The sequence below is a fragment of the Massilia arenae genome, from assembly GCF_008014745.1.
GTDB classification, from domain to species: Bacteria; Pseudomonadota; Gammaproteobacteria; order Burkholderiales; family Burkholderiaceae_D; genus Telluria; species Telluria arenae.
Map to the genome: position 1 here is coordinate 43506 of NZ_VPFD01000025.1, position 16210 is coordinate 59715.

A 16210-nucleotide genomic window follows, 5' to 3' on the forward strand; every position below is an offset into this window, starting at 1 on the left:
CTTATTGTACAATAGCTTTGTTTCCCCAACGCCATTTCATGGCCCTTAATCCCTCTCCCCAATGTCCAGATTATGGCAAGCCCGGTTCTTCACGACCGTTAACCAGTTGCGCGATTTGCCCGACACGCAAGTACCGGAAATCGCCTTCGCCGGGCGCTCGAACGCCGGCAAATCCACAGCGATCAATATCCTGACCAACCAGAAGGGTCTCGCTTTCGCTTCCAAGACGCCTGGCCGTACCCAGCACATCAATTACTTCTCGATCGGCGGCGCCCACGTGGGCCAGCACCGCAAGGATGCGGTCCGGGTCGACGAGATCGAAGCGCTGCTGGTCGACCTGCCGGGCTACGGCTATGCCGAAGTCTCGGGCACCGCCAAGCTGCACTGGCAAAAACTGCTGGGCGACTACGTCCAGCGCCGTGACCAGCTGGCGGCGCTCATCCTGATCATGGATTCGCGCCGTCCGTTCACCGACCTCGACGTCCAGATGCTGGAATGGTTCGCCCCGACCGGCAAGCCGATCCACTGCATCCTGACCAAAGCCGACAAGCTCAACCGCAACGAGTCGACCAATGCCCTGCGCGAAGCACGCGCCGTGCTCGACAGCTATGTCGACGAGGATGGCAACGGCTTCCCGTTCACGGTGCAGCTGTTCTCGGCGCTCAAGCGCATCGGCATCGAGGAAGCGGACGCCAAGATCCTGGAGTTGGCCGGACTGAACTCGGAAGAGGAAGAGGAAGAAGCAGGAGACGACATCGGCAACGAAGAAAGTGCTGCGCCGTCGGCGGACGACGATAATCCTTCCGCCTGATCTAGCAAGGACTGTTGACATGACCATCATCACCTCCGCCTATCCGGCGGCCCGCCCGCGCCGCATGCGCCGCGACCCATTCTCGCGCGCCATGATGCGCGAGAACACCATCACCTCCGCCGACCTGATCTATCCGGTGTTCGTGCTCGAAGGCCAGAACCAGCGCCAGCAAGTGGCGTCGATGCCGGGCGTCGAGCGCGTCTCGCTCGACCTGCTGCTCAAGGTTGCCGAAGAATGCGTTTCGCTCGGCATCCCGGCCATGGCCCTGTTCCCGCTGGTCGACCAGTCGGTCAAGACCTATGACGGCATCGAGGCGACCAACCCGGACGGCCTGGTGCCGCGCGTGGTGCGCGAACTGAAGAAGAACTTCCCGGAACTGGGCGTCATCACCGACGTCGCGCTCGACCCGTATACGACCCACGGCCAGGACGGCTTGCCGGACGAGAACGGCTACATCGTCAACGAAAAGACGATCGAGATGCTGGTGAAGCAGGCGCTCACCCACGCCGATGCCGGCGTGGACATCGTGGCGCCGTCGGACATGATGGACGGCCGCATTGGCGCCATCCGCAACGCCTTCGAGGCGCAGGGCCACATCCACACCCGCATCATGGCCTATTCGGCCAAGTACGCCTCCGCTTTCTACGGCCCGTTCCGCGACGCCGTGGGTTCCAGCGCCAACCTGGGCAAGGCCGACAAGAACACCTACCAGATGGACCCGGCCAACAGCGACGAGGCCCTGCGCGAAGTGGCGCTCGACCTGGCCGAAGGCGCCGACATGGTGATGGTGAAACCGGGCATGCCTTACCTGGACATCGTGCGCCGTGTAAAGGACGAGTTCAAGGTGCCGACCTTCGCCTATCAGGTCAGCGGCGAGTACGCGATGCTGAAGGCGGCGGCGCAGAATGGCTGGCTCGATCACGACAAGGTCATGATGGAATCGATGATGGCCTTCAAGCGCGCCGGGGCGGATGGGGTGCTGACTTATTTCGCGCTGGATATCGCGCGCAAGCTGAAGGCCGTCTGATCGCGCCGCGCCAACAAAAACCATGCGGAAGCACTAATGCCGCTCAGTTAAGACTGAGCGGCATTTTTCTTTTCAGGTGTTGTAAGCGGTGGTCGAGGCTGTGAACCTGCGTCACCGCATTCGATGACACGCTCCAATTTTCTCGTGCAAGCTCAGGAAGTCCCGGACTGGGGGCGCCTGGGCACCCTTGACAGGTGCATATGCAGCATAGCGATCACCGGCGGATGCTGGGCATGCTCGAATTTGCCTGTAACCCTGCAAGTGGACTCACCAAATTATTGTAAGAATGCAATTCCTTATGCTAATGTACCTTATAGTTACTATTGATTTGTAATAAATACCTGCAAACCCAACCTGCTTAGGTTTCTGATAGAATGCCTACTGTCTTGAATATTCTTGGCTGCCGAGTTGTCATTTATCCTAATGATCACAGGCCTGCGCATATACATGTCATTGGTAACGGTTGTGAGGCTGTGTTCAGATTGAACTGCCCTCACGGCCCTCCTGACCTGCGCGAGAACCATGGTTTTACTCGCAGTGCATTGAGTAAGATCCTTGCTCAGCTAGCCAAAAATCTTACTGTGCTTTGCACTCAATGGAAGGCGATCCATGAACATTACTGATGACGATTTTGAACTTGCTAACAAGCGTGCTGCGCATAGGCAAGCGCACTATCCGCGCGCAAGTAGCGTCCGATACGACCGCCGCATTGCCAGGTTAGTTGTCGATCTGGAAACTGGGTTGGGCCTTACCATGTCGCTAAAGGACTTGCAGGGCCTGGAGAACGCTAAGCCAAAAGATCTAGAAGGTGTCGAGATCAGCCCATCAGGTTTCGGTATATATTTTCCGAAGCTTGATATGGACCTTTACGTGCCTGGCTTGCTTGAGGGCTATCTAGGGACTAAACGTTGGATGGCAGCCAAAAATGGCAAGAAAGGCGGCAAGGTGTCAACTGAAGCTAAAGCTGCAGCAGCCCGATCGAACGGACAACTTGGGGGGCGCCCTAAAAAGAAAAAAAACGAAGAATTGATGCCGGCGTAGTAAAGCGGACGGCTCGACCGTAATGCCGTTCAGTTAGAACTGAACGGCTTTTTTCTTTCAGGTGCTGTAAGCTGTAATTGAGGCTGAGAACCTGCATGTGGCCCTGGCGCTGTATCGTCATCAATCAGCGAAGTCGTTGCCAGACGCGCAAGCAAGGCAGCGCCTTGGCGCCGAGCCAGTGGCGGAACGACCTTGAAGACCGCCGAGTCGCCTGAGCACCGTGAACATTCGGTGAACAAGTGTACGCCAGCGTCCGGCGCGATTACCTGCCCGGCACCGGCCTGTAATCCGGGAACATTTCCTTGTACAAGAATTCCACCAGCTGATCCGTATCCTGCGGCCTTGCGCTGAGTTTGACCACACGCCCCAGGCGGTGCGAATCCCACTCGAAATCGCCCTTCTTCTCGCGCCGGATCAGCTCGATCATCTTCTTGATGACGGCGGTCTCGATATCGCGCTCGCTGCCCTGCTCCACCGTCACCGCCGTCAGCCAGCGCCGCTTGAAGCTCGGGTTCCAGCCGCGGAACTTGAGGTCCATGGTGTTGAAGGTCTTGTTCGACACCGAGAAGATGCCGCCCGTCTCGTTGCTGTCGTCGGTGCCGCGGCCGTTGATGGCGGCGATGTTCGCCAGCGCGTTGCGGGTGCCGCGCGCGGCGTCGCTTTCCTGGGCCGGCACTTCGGCGCCGGTCGGCGCGCCGCGGCGCTCGCGCTGGGCCTTCACATAGGCCGCCATGTCCATGTCGGGCGGCACTTCGGTCGGCGGCTGCTGGCGCTGCGGTTGCGGCGGGGCCGGCGGTGCGGGACGCTCGTCGGGGACCGTGATGGTGTCCGGCAGGCGCTGGACAATGATGCGTTCCTGTTCCACGCGCGGGATCGGCGGCGCCGGCAGGGGCCGCGGCGTCGGCCGCGGCGCGGCTTCATTGGGTGAGGTTTCGCGCAGCGGCGCCACATACACCACCTGGCTGTCGCCCTGGTCCTCGGAGGCCGGGCGCGCCGTGCGCTGCTCCTGTTCCTTCGGCTCGTAGAACCACAGCAGCACCAGCAACAGGTGGACCGCGATCGTGCCGCCCACGCCGAAGCGGCTCGGCCCCTTGCGCCCGTAATTCATCCCCAGTCCATAGCGCGGCCCCGAGGGCGGCAATGGCTGTCCGCAGTGGGAACACACTTCACTGTCCTGGTCGTAGGTGTGGGAATGGTCACGCAAGATGGATCGGTTTCCTGATAGCTACGTCTAAAAAAACGGCAGAGAGCCGCAGTCTAACCGTTTTGCGGCGCAACCGCATCACGCTAGCCGCCCGGGCGCGCCTCCCGATCCGTTGATGGTTGTTACCAAATGTTTCCGGCCGCCAGTATCGGAACAATAATGTATCCGATGCTGGCGGCCGGAAGGGGCGCCTGCCGTGCTACCTGGCTTATGCCGGGTGGACCGGATGGGCCGGTGGAACCGTATGCGCCACGTGGTCCTGGTCGGCCTTCGCGATCTGCTTGTCGGTCATCGGGCCGGTGCCGCTGTAGCGGTCCAGGTACAGGTAGATCACCGGGGTGATATACAAGGTGATGACTTGCGAGAAGATCAGGCCGCCGCATACCGCCAGGCCCAGCGGCTGGCGCAGCTCGGCGCCGGCGCCGATGCCCAGCGCGATCGGCAGCGCGCCCATCAGCGCCGCCAGGGTCGTCATCAGGATCGGGCGGAAGCGCAGGATGCAGGCCTCGCGGATCGCCTCTTGCGGGCTCATGCCCAGGTTGCGCTGGGCGTCGAGCGCGAAGTCGATCATCATGATCGCGTTCTTCTTGACGATGCCGATCAGCATCAGGATGCCGATCATGGCGATCAGGGTCAGGTCCTTGTCGAAAATCCACAAGGTGATCAGGGCGCCGACGGCCGCCGACGGCAGGCCGGCCAGGATAGTCAACGGGTGGATATAGCTCTCGTACAGTACACCCAGCAGCACGTAGATGACGCCAATCGCCGTGATGATCAGGATCAGCTGGCTCGATTGCGTGTCCTGGAACACGGCGGCATCGCCGCCATAGGTGGCGATGACCGAGGCCGGCAGCTTCATTGCGCGCCCCAGCTCGTCGATGTGGGCAGTGGCGTCGCCCAGCGACACGCCCGGCGCCAGGTTGAACGACAGGGTGATCGCCTGCAGCTGGCCCTGGTGGTTGACCTGCAGCGGGCCGACCGTGCGGCGCACGCTGGCGATGCTCGACAGCTTGACCAGTTCGCCCGACTTGGAACGCACCGAGACCCGCGACAGCGCTTCGTCATAGTAGCGGTCGCTCGCGGCGGCTTCCAGGATCACGTAATAGCTGGCCGCCGTGGAATAGATGGTCGACACCTGGCGCTCGCCGAAGGAGGCGTACATCACGGTGCGGATATCGTCCATTTCCACGCCCAGCAGCGCCGCCTTGTCGCGGTCGATGTCCACCGTCGCCTGCAGCGCCTTGTTCTGCGAGTCGCTGTTGACGTCGCGGAAGCGCTCGTCCTTGCGCATGCCTTCCAGGAATTGCTCGGCCCAGCCGCCGATCTCGCCGCCCGATACGCTCTGCAACGTGTACTGGTAGCGCGCCTTGCTCTGGCGGCCGCCCAGCTGCAGGTTCTGCTGCGGCGACATGAACACCTGCACGCCCGGCACCGCGCGCGTGGCCTTGCGCAGGTCGTCGATCACCAGGTCCATCGGCGGACGCTCGCCGCGGTCCTTGAGCACCAGGAACATGCGGCCGGTATTGCCGCCGCCGCTGAACGAGGTGGTGTCCTTCACATAGGGATTGGCGCGGATGATGTCGACCACCTTGCCCTGCAGCTCGGCCAGCGCCATCGACGAGGTGTCTTCCGAGGCTTCGACCATCACGCGGATCTGGCCGATGTCTTCTTCTGGGAAGAAGCCTTTCGGCATGGTCGAATACAGCACGCCGGTCAGCACGAAGGTGCCCGCCGCCAGCATGAGGACGATGAAGCGGAAGCGCAGCGCCAGGTCGAGCGTGCGGCCATAGCCATTACGCAGGCGGGTGAAGCCGGCTTCGAAGCGGCGGCCGATCCAGGACATGTCTTTCGGATCGACGTGGCCGCCATCCTTGAGCAGGCGCGAGCACAGCATCGGCACCAGGGTCAGCGAGACCAGGGCCGAGACCAGCACAGCCAGCCCGACGACGACCGCGAATTCGCGGAACAGCAGGCCGATCACGCCCGGCATGAAGAAGATCGGGATAAACACCGCCACCAGCGAGATCGAGATCGAGATGATGGTGAAGCCCACTTCGCGCGCGCCGATGAGGGCGGCGGCCATCGGCTTCTTGCCCATCTCCATATGGCGCACGATGTTTTCCAGCACCACGATCGCGTCGTCGACCACCAGGCCAACCGCCAGCGTGATGCCGAGCAGGGAGATGTTATCCAGGCTGTAGCCGAACCAGTACAGCAGCGACAGCGCGCCGAGCAGCGAGATCGGCACCGTCACCGCCGGGATGAAAGTGGCCGCGGCGCGGTGCAGGAACAGGAAGATCACCAGGATGACCAGCAGCACGGTGCCGGCCAGGGTCAGGTTGACGTCGTGGATCGCCTCGCGGATCGACAGCGAGCGGTCGTTCACCAGCTCGATCTTGATCGAGGCCGGCAGTTGTCCTTCGAAGCGCGGGATCAGCGCGCGCACCGCGTCGACCACCTGCACGGTATTCGCGTTCGGCTGGCGCTGCACCATCAGCGAGATCGAGCGCTCGCCATTCAGGCTGCCCATGGCCTTGACCGACTGGTAGCTGTCCTGCACCTCGGCGATGTCGCGCAAGCGCACCGGAAGGCCATCGCGGGTGGCGATGATCAGGTTGGCGAAGTCGGCCGCCCGCATCAGCTGGCCGCCGCCCTGGATGGTCAGCGCCTGGGTCGGGCCGTCGAGGATGCCCAATGGGGTGTTCGAGTTGGCCGCGCGCAGCGCCGCCGCCAGCTCGTCCATCGAGATGTTGCGGGCGTTCATCAGATCGGAACGGGCGCGGACGCGGACGGCGAAGCGCTTGCCGCCGTTGATCGACACCTGGGACACGCCTTGCACGGTCGAGATCGCCGGCGAGATCAGGTTTTCGGCATAGTCGTTCAGCTCCGACAGATCCATCGACGGCGAGGTCAGGTGCATGAACAGGATCGGGGCGTCTGCCGGGTTGACCTTGCGGTAGGCCGGCAGTTCGGTCATTTCCAGCGGCAGGCGGCGCTGCGCCACCAGCAGGGCGGCCTGGACATCCACCGCCGCCTTGTCGACATCGATCTCGTTGTCGAATTCGAGCGTGATATTGGTGTCGCCCTGGGTATTGCTCGAGGTGATCAGCTTGATGCCGGCGATGGTCGAGAACTGCTTCTCGAGCGGCAGCGCCACCGAGGACGCCATCGTCTCCGGGCTGGCGCCCGGCAGGTTGGCCGAGACGTTGATGACCGGCGTGTTATAGCTGGGCAGTGCGGCGACCGGGATCTGCATGTACGACAGGATGCCGACCAGCACCAGGCTGAGCGACAGCAGCACCACCATCACCGGACGGCGGATACACAGTTCGGACAGATTCATGCCTGCTCGCCCTTTTTAGGGGCCGGAGCGGCCGGCTTGGCGCCCTGCCCGGCCAGGCGCACCTTGCCGCCCGGACGCAGGTTCTGCTTGCCTTCGGTGATGACCTGTTCGTCGCCCTTGAGGCCGGTGACGGCGGCGCGGTCGCCGAAGGCGTACACGCGCTGCACCGGCACCTGGCGCGCCGCGTTGCCTTCTGCCAGCACGTAGACGAAGGTGCCGTTGGTCGCGGTGATGATGGCGGTCTGCGGGATCACCACCGCATTCTTCAGCGTTTGCACCACCACGTTGGCGGTCACGTACTGGCCCGGCCACAGGCTGGTGTCGCCGTTGGCGAACTCGCCCTTCACGCGGATGGTGCCGGCCTGCGGATCGACGGCGTTGTCGATGAAGCTCAGGCGGCCGATGACTTGCCCGGCATCGTCGGCGCCGCTGCCGGGATTGACCCGGACTTCGACATTGCCCTGCTTCTGGGCCGCCAGCAACGCGCCGAGGGTCGATTCCGGCAGGGTGAACGAGACGTTGATCGGATCGAGCTGGGTGATGGTCGTGAGCGAGGTGCTCATCTGCACCAGGGTGCCCGGGTGGACGTCGATGGCGCCGACCCGGCCCGTCATCGGCGCGCGGATCGTGGTGTAGCTGGCGCTCACTTGTGTGGCGCGGGCCGCCGCCTGGTTCGACTGCACCAGCGCGCGCTGGGCTTCGACCTGGCTCAGCAGGGAGTCGAGGGCGCTCTGGGCCAGGAAGTTCTGCGCCACCAGTTCCTGGCTGCGCTTGTACTGGCGCTCGAGGTCGGACAGGGTGGCCGAATCGCGCGCCACTTGCGCTTCGGCGCGGGCGACGTTGGCCATGTCGGCGCGGTCGTCGAGCGAGAACATCAGCTGGCCTTCCTTGACGAACTGGCCTTCGCGGATATGGACCTGGCGGATCGTGGTGACGGTCTGCGGATGCAGGTTGACCGTTTTCATTGGGGTCACGCTGCCGTTGGCGAACAGTTCGACGCCGACGTCGCGCCGCTCGGGCGCGATCACGTTGACGGTCACCGGCGGCGGGCCGCCCGCGCCGGCCGGTCCCTGGCTTCCGCCCTCCGCCTTGGCATCGTTGCCCTGGTTCAGGTACCAGCCGCCAGCCACGACCAGCGCCGCGATTCCGGCGATGACGCCGACATTCTTCTTGTTCATTCTCGTCCCTTGCCGCCCGTTCCGGCGACTCCATCATTGATCGTGGTGGCCCTGCCGCCCGCCCTGGAATGAGGGCGGCGCATTGTCCCACAGTGTTGTTACGGCTGCGTGTATTGAGTTACTCGTTCACGATTTGTTCGGATAGTAGGCTGGCAGCATCAGGGTCACTTCCAAACCGCCTTCCGGGTGGTTGGTCAGGGTGATGCTGCCGCCGTGCTGCTCGGTGATGTTGCGCGCGATCGTCAGCCCCAGGCCGGTGCCGCCCGATTCGCGCGAACGCGAGGTCTCGACCCGGTAGAACGGGTCGAACACCCGTCCCAGCTCGCTCCTCGGGATGCCCGGGCCGCTGTCGCGGATGCGCACCCGCGCCGTGCCGTTGACACGGTCGACGCAGACGCGCGCATCGCGGCCGTACTTCACCGCGTTGTCGATCAGGTTGCCCAGGCAGCGGCGCAGGTCGAGCGGCCGGCCCAGCACCGCCATCGTGGCCTTGCCCTGCAGCGTGACGTCCTGGCCGGCGTCGCTGGCGTCGGCGCACACTGCCTCGAGCAGCGAATCGAGGTCCAGCATCTGCATCGCCTCGGTGGTGTCCATGCTGCGCGCCAGCACCAGGCCTTCGCGCACCATTTCCTGCATCGCCGACAGGTCGCCGATCAGGCGTTCCTGCAGTTCGTTGTCCGACACCTTCTCCAGCCGCAGGCGCATGCGCGTGAGCGGCGTCTGCAGGTCGTGGGTGATGGCGGCCAGCATCTGGGTGCGCTGGAAGATGTACTGGCGGATGCGCGCCTGCATCGCATTGAAGGCGGCGCTGGCCTGGCGGATCTCGCTGGCGCCCGTGAGGTCGAGCTGCGGACGGTTGATGTCCTGCCCCAGGTCTTGCGCGGCCTGGGCCAGCTGCTTGAATGGCCGGGTGCTCATGCGCGCCACCAGGTAGGCCAGCACGGCGATGCTGACCATGAACAGGGCCACCAGGATGCGCAGGTCGGTGTCGCCGTCCCGGACCAGGCGCGGCGGCAGCACCGACAGGCGCAGCTCGGCGCCATCGCGCAGGTGCACGTTGAGCGATTCGCAGGCGCCGCCATAACCCATGCTGAGCAGGCCGTACATCATCGGCAGGCGCTGCGCGCTGTCACAGGCGGCCGGGCGTGCCTCGACCGATTCGACCCGGTAGCCCTTGCCCAGGCGCGCTGCCAGCTGCTGGGCGAAGGGCGTGGCCGGGGCTGCCGCCGGCTGGGTGTCGGCCACTTCGAGCTCCAGGCCGGGACGGTTGGCGACTTCGAGGTAGATCGAGCGCGCCTCGGCCGGCACGATCTCGGTGGCCATGACCATCTGCTCGGCGCGCTCCAGCCGGTGCTGCTCGAGCTGGCGCTCCCAGTCGCGCCAGCGCTGGTAGTCGGCCGCCAGCTGGATCAGCGCGGCCGAGATCCACACGCCCAGCAGCAGCGTCAGGAAAACGCGGCCCGTCATCGACCCGAAGAAATCCTTCACGCCGCCGGCTCCACCGTCACCTGGCCAGCCAGCACGTAGCCGCCGTTGCGGACCGTCTTGATGATCTGGGGCATGCGCGCATCCTCGCCCAGCTTCTGGCGCAGGCGGCTGATCTGGATGTCGATCGAGCGGTCGAACGGGTCGGCGTCGCGGCCTTGCGTGAGGTTGAGCAGCTGGTCGCGGTTGAGCACCCGGTTGGGGTGCTCGAGGAACACGCGCAGCAGGCGGAATTCGGCGCCCGATAGCATGATCACGATGCCGTCCGGGTTCAGCAGGTGGCGCGCGGTCAGGTCGAGCGTCCAGCCCGAGAAGCGCATCTGCTGCACGTTCTCGGACGGCGTATTGGACGGCATGGCGTGCGAGCGGCGCAGCACGCTGCGGATGCGCGCCAGCAGCTCGCGCGGCTCGAAAGGCTTGGGCAGGTAGTCGTCGGCGCCCATCTCGAGGCCGAGGATGCGGTCCAGCGGCTCGTTGCGGGCGGTCAGCATGATGACCGGCAGGGTCGAGGTGGCGCGCAGCTTGCGGCACAGGGTCAGCCCGTCGTCGCCGGGCATGTTCAGGTCGAGCACGATGAGGTCGGGACGGGTTTCGTCGAGCGCCTTCCACATCGCCGTGCCGTCGGCGGCGGCCAGCGTCCGGTAGCCGTTCGACTCGAGGTAGTCGGCCAGCAGCGTCCGGATGTCGCGGTCATCGTCGACGATCAGAATCGTAGAGGGAGTATCCATAACCGCAATTATCCGAGTTTATGACAATGCCGGAGGAGCATTTTGTATCGCTGTGTATAAGCCTATAGGCCCGAAACATATTGATACAATGTATGAGACAGGGGAAACCCCGCGGTTACAGTTTGTGCGCAAGATGGGAACCGTGCAGCGAGCGTTTCGGATGCACGTCAACCAGACTCTCACAAAGGAAGAACCATGAACACCCTCCGCAAGAACCTCGTGATCGCCCTCACCGCTGCCGGCCTGTTCGGCGCCACCATCGGCGCCCAGGCCCAGACCTCCGCCCCGGCCGAAGGCCGTCCGGCCTTGACCGCCGAGCAACGCCTGGCCAAGAAGGCCGAGTGGCAGGCCAAGGCCGGCGAGCGCCGCGCGAAGATGGAACAACACCGCGCCGAACGCCAGGCCAAGCTGCGCGATGCGCTCAAGCTTAATGCGCAGCAGCAACCGGCCTGGGACGCCTTCGTCGCAGCCCAGGCGCCGCAGAAGAAGGGTGAACGCGCCGGACGTGGCGACCGCGCCGCCTGGGCCAGCCTGAGCGCGCCGCAGCGCATGCAGAAAGGGATCGACCTGCAGAAACATCGCACCGCCCGCATGGAGCAGCGCCTGGCGGCCCTGAACAGCTTCTATGCCCAGCTGACGCCCGAGCAGCGCAAGACCTTCGATGAGCAGGCCAAGCACCGCAAGGGCCCGCGCCATCACGGCCACCACGGCAAGCGCGCCCACGCGTAAGCTATATTCGTAGGGTGGACGGCTACGCCGTCCACGCGTTCAACCGACCGCCGCGCTAGCGCGCCAACCGCCCCAACGAATTCAAGAACTTCTCCGCATTCTGGAAGCCGATCACCCGGCTATCCGCGATTTCCTTCCCCTGCCCGTCGAACAGGATGATGCCCGGCGGCCCGAACAGGCCGAAGCGCTTGAGCATGGCCTTGTCGTCGGCATCGTTGGCCGTCACGTCGACCTGCAGCAGCACCGTATCGGCCAGCTTTTGCTGCACCGCCGGGTCGACGAAGGTGAACTTCTCCATCTCCTTGCACGACACGCACCAGTCGGCATAAAAATCGAGCATCACGGTCTTGCCCGCGTTGGCCACCAGCGCGGCATCGAGCTGGTCCACGGTCTTGATGCGGCTGAACACGAGTCCGTGGTTCTGCGGCGCGCCACCCAGGTGCGCCAGCGGCGCCCAGGCGTCGCGCCCGCCGCTGGCCAGGCCCACCAGCTGGGTCGCCCCCAGCACGGCGAAGGCGGCGCCGAAGGCCATCGCCGCCCAATGGCGGGTATGGCGCAGCAGATAGAAGCCATAGCCCAGCAGCAGCGCCGCCCACAGCAGCATCTGGGCCAGGGCCGGGATCACCGGCGACACCAGCCAGATCGCCATCGCCAGCATCAACACGCCGAACAGGCGCTTGACCGATTCCATCCACGGCCCCACGCGCGGCAGCAGCGAGCCGGCCGACAGGCCCACCAGCAGCAGCGGGATGCTCATCCCCACCGCCATCGAGAACAGCGCCGCGCCGCCGATGAAGACGTCGCGCGTCTGGCTGATGTAGACCAGGGCGCCGGCCAGCGGCGCGGCCACGCAGGGGCCCGCGATCAGGGCCGAAATGGCGCCCATGACGAACACACCGAGCAGCTTGCCGCCCTGCTGGCTGTTGGATGCCTGCGTCAAACGGGTCTGCAAGGTGTTAGGCAGTTGTAACTGATAGAAACCGAACATCGACAGTGACATGGCCACGATCAGGGCCGCGAAGGTGCCCAGCACCCAGGGATTCTGCAGCGCGGCGGCCAGGCCTTCGCCGGCCAGGCCGGCAGCGATGCCCAGCAAGGTGTAGACGATCGCCATGCCCAGCGAATACGCCAGCGACAGCACGAAGCCGCGCGAACGGCTCACGTGCTTGCCCTCGCCCACGATGATCGAGGACAGGATCGGCACCATCGGCAGCACGCAGGGGGTGAATGCCAGGCCAAGGCCAAGCAGGATGAAGGCCGGCACGATGGCCAGCAGGCTGCCGCCGCCGAGGATGCCCGCAATGTTCGAGAGGTCGGATTGTGGCGCCTGCGCCGGGGCTGTCGGAGACGTTGGCGGCACCTCCGACAGCGGCGTCGACATGCCGCCCTGCGCTGCGCCCGCACCGATAGGCAGACCGGAGGCTGCTTGCGCGCCGCCGGCGCCAAGGTTCACGCTGTGCTCCTGCGGCGGATAGCACAGGCCGGCGTCGGCGCAGCCCTGGCTGGTGGCGGTCAGGGTGAACGGGCCCGTGCCCTCGACCGGGATGCGGATGGTCAGGGTGCCGGTATGGGTCTCCAGATCCTTCTCGAAGGTCGGGTCGTACTTCACCTTGCCCTGCGGGATCTGCGGCTCGCCCAGCGTGATGCCGGCGCCGCTGGCCTTGAAGGCGAAGCGCTCGCGGTACATGTAGTACGCGGGGGCGATGACGTAGGTGATCTCGGCGGTCTGCGGATCCGCCATGCGCGCCTCGAACTTGAAGGCGACCGCAGGGTCCAGGAAGTCCTGCTGGGCACGGGCTGGCGTTGCGGTGAACAGGAAGAAGACGGCGAACAGCGTCAGGCAGGCCTGGAGCAGGCCACGAACGGAAAGTCGAAGCATGGTGTCGAAGAGGTTGTGAAGCGCACCGCAAATGGTACACCCGGCCACTGTTTCACGCCGGAACTCATTTTGAATAGACGAAAAAAAACCAGGCCGGGGGCCTGGTCTTTTTAGTCGTCAGACTACCGATTACTCGGCGGTCGGTGCTTCTTCAGCCGAGGTGACTTCTGGACGGTCCAGCAGTTCGACGTAGGCCATAGGAGCATTGTCGCCAACGCGGAAGCCCATCTTCAGGATACGCAGGTAGCCGCCGTTGCGGTTTGCGTAGCGAGGACCGAGTTCAGCGAACAGCTTCTGGACCATTTCGCGGTCGCGCAGGCGAGCGAAGGCCAGGCGCTTGTTTGCCAGGGTGTCGGTCTTGCCCAGGGTCAGGATCGGTTCGATGACGCGACGCAGTTCCTTGGCTTTCGGGACGGTGGTCTTGATGGCTTCGTGACGCAGCAGCGAAACAGTCATGTTGCGCAGCATTGCCAGACGGTGGGACGAGGTACGGTTCAGTTTACGAAGGCCGTGACGGTGACGCATGGTATTTCCTTTCGGGTGTTTTCAAATCCAGTTCTTCGATCGTTCACACTTGCGCGTGACCGCGGACCGGTTCGGTTGGTTTTTACTACGGTTTTATCATCCAAAAAGGATCCGGCTCTGCCGGTCCTTTTTGGCTGTTACCACCCGAAAGTAGGGGTGTACTTTCGGGTGAATGCTATTACTTCTCGAGGCCGGCTGGTGGCCAGTTTTCGAGTTTCATGCCCAGGGTCAGGCCGCGCGAAGCAAGGACTTCCTTGATTTCGTTGAGCGACTTGCGGCCCAGGTTCGGCGTCTTGAGCAGTTCGTTTTCCGAACGCTGGATCAGGTCGCCGATGTAGTAGATGTTTTCTGCTTTCAGGCAGTTGGCCGAACGGACGGTCAGTTCCAGGTCGTCGACTGGACGCAGCAGGATCGGATCGACCAGGGGTGCGCGCGATGGTGCTTCGGCAGCGGCTTCGGTGCCTTCCAGGGCGGCGAACACGTTCAGCTGGTCAACCAGCACGCGGGCCGACTGACGGATCGCTTCTTCCGGCGTGATGACGCCGTTGGTCTCGATGTTGATGATCAGCTTGTCCAGGTCGGTACGCTGTTCGACACGGGCCGATTCCACTGCGTACGACACGCGGCGCACTGGCGAGAATGATGCGTCCAGGATGATGCGGCCGATGGTCTTGTTGGTGTCTTCCGACAGGCGACGGACGTTGCCCGGCACGTAGCCGCGGCCTTTTTCGACCTTGATCTGCATGTCCAGCTTGCCGCCTGCGGTCAGGTGGGCGATGACGTGGTCAGGGTTGATCAGTTCGACGTCGTGCGGCAGGTCGATGTCCGAAGCCAGGACGGCGCCTTCGCCTTCCTTCTTCAGGGTCAGGGTGACGGAATCGCGGTTGTGGACCTTGAAGACCACGCCCTTCAGGTTCAGCAGCAGGTCGACGACGTCTTCCTGCACGCCATCCAGCGACGAGTATTCATGCACGACACCAGCGATCGTCACTTCGGTCGGCGCGTAGCCCACCATCGACGACAGCAGAACGCGGCGCAGTGCGTTGCCGAGGGTGTGGCCATAGCCACGCTCGAACGGCTCCATCACAACTTTCGCGTGGCCGGCGCCCAGTGCTTCGACGTCGATGATACGTGGCTTCAACAAACTATTTTGCATGAATGAGTCCTTTTCAATACCCTCGGCTCGTTACACCGATAAGGCTGATGGCTTTAAAGAGAACGCCTGCAATAGCAGGCGGTAAAACGAATTCTGTGCGACGAGGATGATGGAAACTTCGATCCGGGGATTGTCTGTTCGCTGCAAGGCCGATCCGAGATCGCTGCGCCTGCACCACCACCACGTCGTTCCCGCGGAGGCGGGAACCCAAGTTTTTCGACTTAGCCGGCAAACTTGGATCCCCGCCTGCGCGGGGAGTAGTTCCGACCAATGGGAGGAACTACGGCGCAGGAGCCAGCTACGCCGGCTCTGATGCGGTCGATTAACGCGAGTACAGTTCGACGATCAGCGCTTCGTTGACGTCAGCAGCGATTTCGTTACGCTCTGGGAACGAACGGAAGGTGCCTTCCAGCTTCTTCGCGTCGACCGAAACCCAGCTCGGGAAACCGACTTGTTCAGCCAGCGACAGCGCTTCAGCGATACGCACTTGCTTCTTGGCTTTTTCACGAACAGCGATCACGTCGCCGGTCTTGACCTGGTACGAAGCGATGTTCACGACGTTGCCATTGACGGTGAAAGCCTTGTGGCTCACCAGCTGACGCGCTTCCGAGCGGGTCGAGCCGAAGCCCATGCGGTAGGTCACGTTGTCGAGACGCGCTTCCAGCAGCTTCAGCAGGGTTTCGCCGGTGTTGCCCTTGCGGCGCGACGCTTCAGCGAAGTAGCGACGGAACTGACGTTCCAGCACGCCGTACATGCGTTTGACTTTTTGCTTTTCGCGCAGTTGGTTGCCGTAGTCCGAGGTGCGAGCGCCCGACTTGACACCGTGCTGGCCTGGCTTGACGTCCAGTTTGCACTTCGAATCGAGCGAACGACGTGCGCTCTTCAGGAACAGGTCGGTGCCTTCACGGCGCGACAGTTTTGCTTTTGGTCCGATATAACGTGCCACGTTAGATTTCCTTTAATATTTGATCACGCCCCAGAGACGCATGGACAAATCCTATGCACCCAGGCGCTAGTCCAGCTCTGCATGAGGCCGGACGTGGCTTACAACATCGCCCGCCATCAGGGATGGCAGGCGACAAGAGCCGGGCAGTATAACCCATT

General features: G+C 63.6%; 14 protein-coding genes. 5 read left to right on the forward strand and 9 right to left on the reverse strand.

Features of this window, described 5'->3' with window-relative positions; genetic code table 11:
• The first annotated feature begins 61 nt into the window (after positions 1 to 61).
• The 4 genes from yihA to FVD38_RS20110 all read left to right on the forward strand — a co-directional run bounded on the left by yihA (position 62) and on the right by FVD38_RS20110 (position 2879).
• On the forward strand, positions 62 to 811 hold the full coding sequence (gene yihA / locus FVD38_RS20095) for a ribosome biogenesis GTP-binding protein YihA/YsxC (RefSeq protein ID WP_147936456.1): 750 nt from the start codon (positions 62 to 64) through the stop codon (positions 809 to 811).
• A gap of 19 nt (positions 812 to 830) precedes the next feature.
• Positions 831 to 1838 (forward strand): porphobilinogen synthase, encoded by a 1008-nt coding sequence (gene hemB / locus FVD38_RS20100; RefSeq protein ID WP_147936457.1) that lies wholly within the window; start codon positions 831 to 833, stop codon positions 1836 to 1838.
• A gap of 374 nt (positions 1839 to 2212) precedes the next feature.
• Positions 2213 to 2461, forward strand: coding sequence for a DUF4160 domain-containing protein (locus FVD38_RS27240; protein WP_147936458.1), 249 nt, complete (start codon positions 2213 to 2215; stop codon positions 2459 to 2461).
• A complete protein-coding gene (locus tag FVD38_RS20110) occupies positions 2448 to 2879 on the forward strand; it encodes a DUF2442 domain-containing protein (protein ID WP_147936459.1) in 432 nt (143 codons plus the stop codon). Before FVD38_RS27240 ends, FVD38_RS20110 begins: the two co-directional genes overlap by 14 nt.
• 262 nt (positions 2880 to 3141) lie before the next feature.
• Here FVD38_RS20110 and FVD38_RS20115 read toward each other — a convergent pair whose 3' ends face one another.
• The 5 genes from FVD38_RS20115 to FVD38_RS20135 form a co-directional block, all read right to left on the reverse strand.
• Positions 3142 to 3987, reverse strand: coding sequence for a hypothetical protein (locus FVD38_RS20115; RefSeq protein ID WP_229493855.1), 846 nt, complete (start codon positions 3985 to 3987; stop codon positions 3142 to 3144).
• 304 nt (positions 3988 to 4291) lie between these two features.
• Entirely contained in the window at positions 4292 to 7426 is a 3135-nt protein-coding gene (locus FVD38_RS20120) for an efflux RND transporter permease subunit (RefSeq protein WP_147936461.1), read from the reverse strand.
• A complete protein-coding gene (locus tag FVD38_RS20125) occupies positions 7423 to 8604 on the reverse strand; it encodes an efflux RND transporter periplasmic adaptor subunit (protein WP_147936462.1) in 1182 nt (393 codons plus the stop codon). Before FVD38_RS20125 ends, FVD38_RS20120 begins: the two co-directional genes overlap by 4 nt.
• Before the next feature lie 126 nt (positions 8605 to 8730).
• Positions 8731 to 10071 (reverse strand): ATP-binding protein, encoded by a 1341-nt coding sequence (locus FVD38_RS20130; RefSeq protein WP_370660652.1) that lies wholly within the window; start codon positions 10069 to 10071, stop codon positions 8731 to 8733.
• A 17-nt stretch (positions 10072 to 10088) separates the two neighbouring features.
• On the reverse strand, positions 10089 to 10817 hold the full coding sequence (locus FVD38_RS20135) for a response regulator (RefSeq protein WP_109345397.1): 729 nt from the start codon (positions 10815 to 10817) through the stop codon (positions 10089 to 10091).
• Between the two features lie 195 nt (positions 10818 to 11012).
• Here FVD38_RS20135 and FVD38_RS20140 point away from each other — a divergent pair, with 195 nt between their 5' ends.
• Positions 11013 to 11546 carry a Spy/CpxP family protein refolding chaperone gene (locus tag FVD38_RS20140; RefSeq protein WP_147936464.1) on the forward strand — a complete coding sequence of 178 codons (534 nt, stop codon included), beginning with the start codon at positions 11013 to 11015 and terminating at the stop codon, positions 11544 to 11546.
• A gap of 55 nt (positions 11547 to 11601) precedes the next feature.
• Here FVD38_RS20140 and dsbD read toward each other — a convergent pair whose 3' ends face one another.
• The 4 genes from dsbD to rpsD all read right to left on the reverse strand — a co-directional run bounded on the left by dsbD (position 11602) and on the right by rpsD (position 16052).
• Positions 11602 to 13425, reverse strand: coding sequence for a protein-disulfide reductase DsbD (gene dsbD, locus FVD38_RS20145; RefSeq protein ID WP_147936465.1), 1824 nt, complete (start codon positions 13423 to 13425; stop codon positions 11602 to 11604).
• Between the two features lie 129 nt (positions 13426 to 13554).
• Positions 13555 to 13950: a 50S ribosomal protein L17 gene (gene rplQ, locus FVD38_RS20150; RefSeq protein ID WP_005663400.1), complete on the reverse strand. Its 396-nt coding sequence runs from the start codon at positions 13948 to 13950 to the stop codon at positions 13555 to 13557.
• A gap of 178 nt (positions 13951 to 14128) precedes the next feature.
• Positions 14129 to 15106, reverse strand: coding sequence for a DNA-directed RNA polymerase subunit alpha (locus FVD38_RS20155; protein ID WP_005663401.1), 978 nt, complete (start codon positions 15104 to 15106; stop codon positions 14129 to 14131).
• A gap of 322 nt (positions 15107 to 15428) precedes the next feature.
• Entirely contained in the window at positions 15429 to 16052 is a 624-nt protein-coding gene (gene rpsD / locus FVD38_RS20160) for a 30S ribosomal protein S4 (protein ID WP_123069949.1), read from the reverse strand.
• Positions 16053 to 16210: the final 158 nt, after the last annotated feature.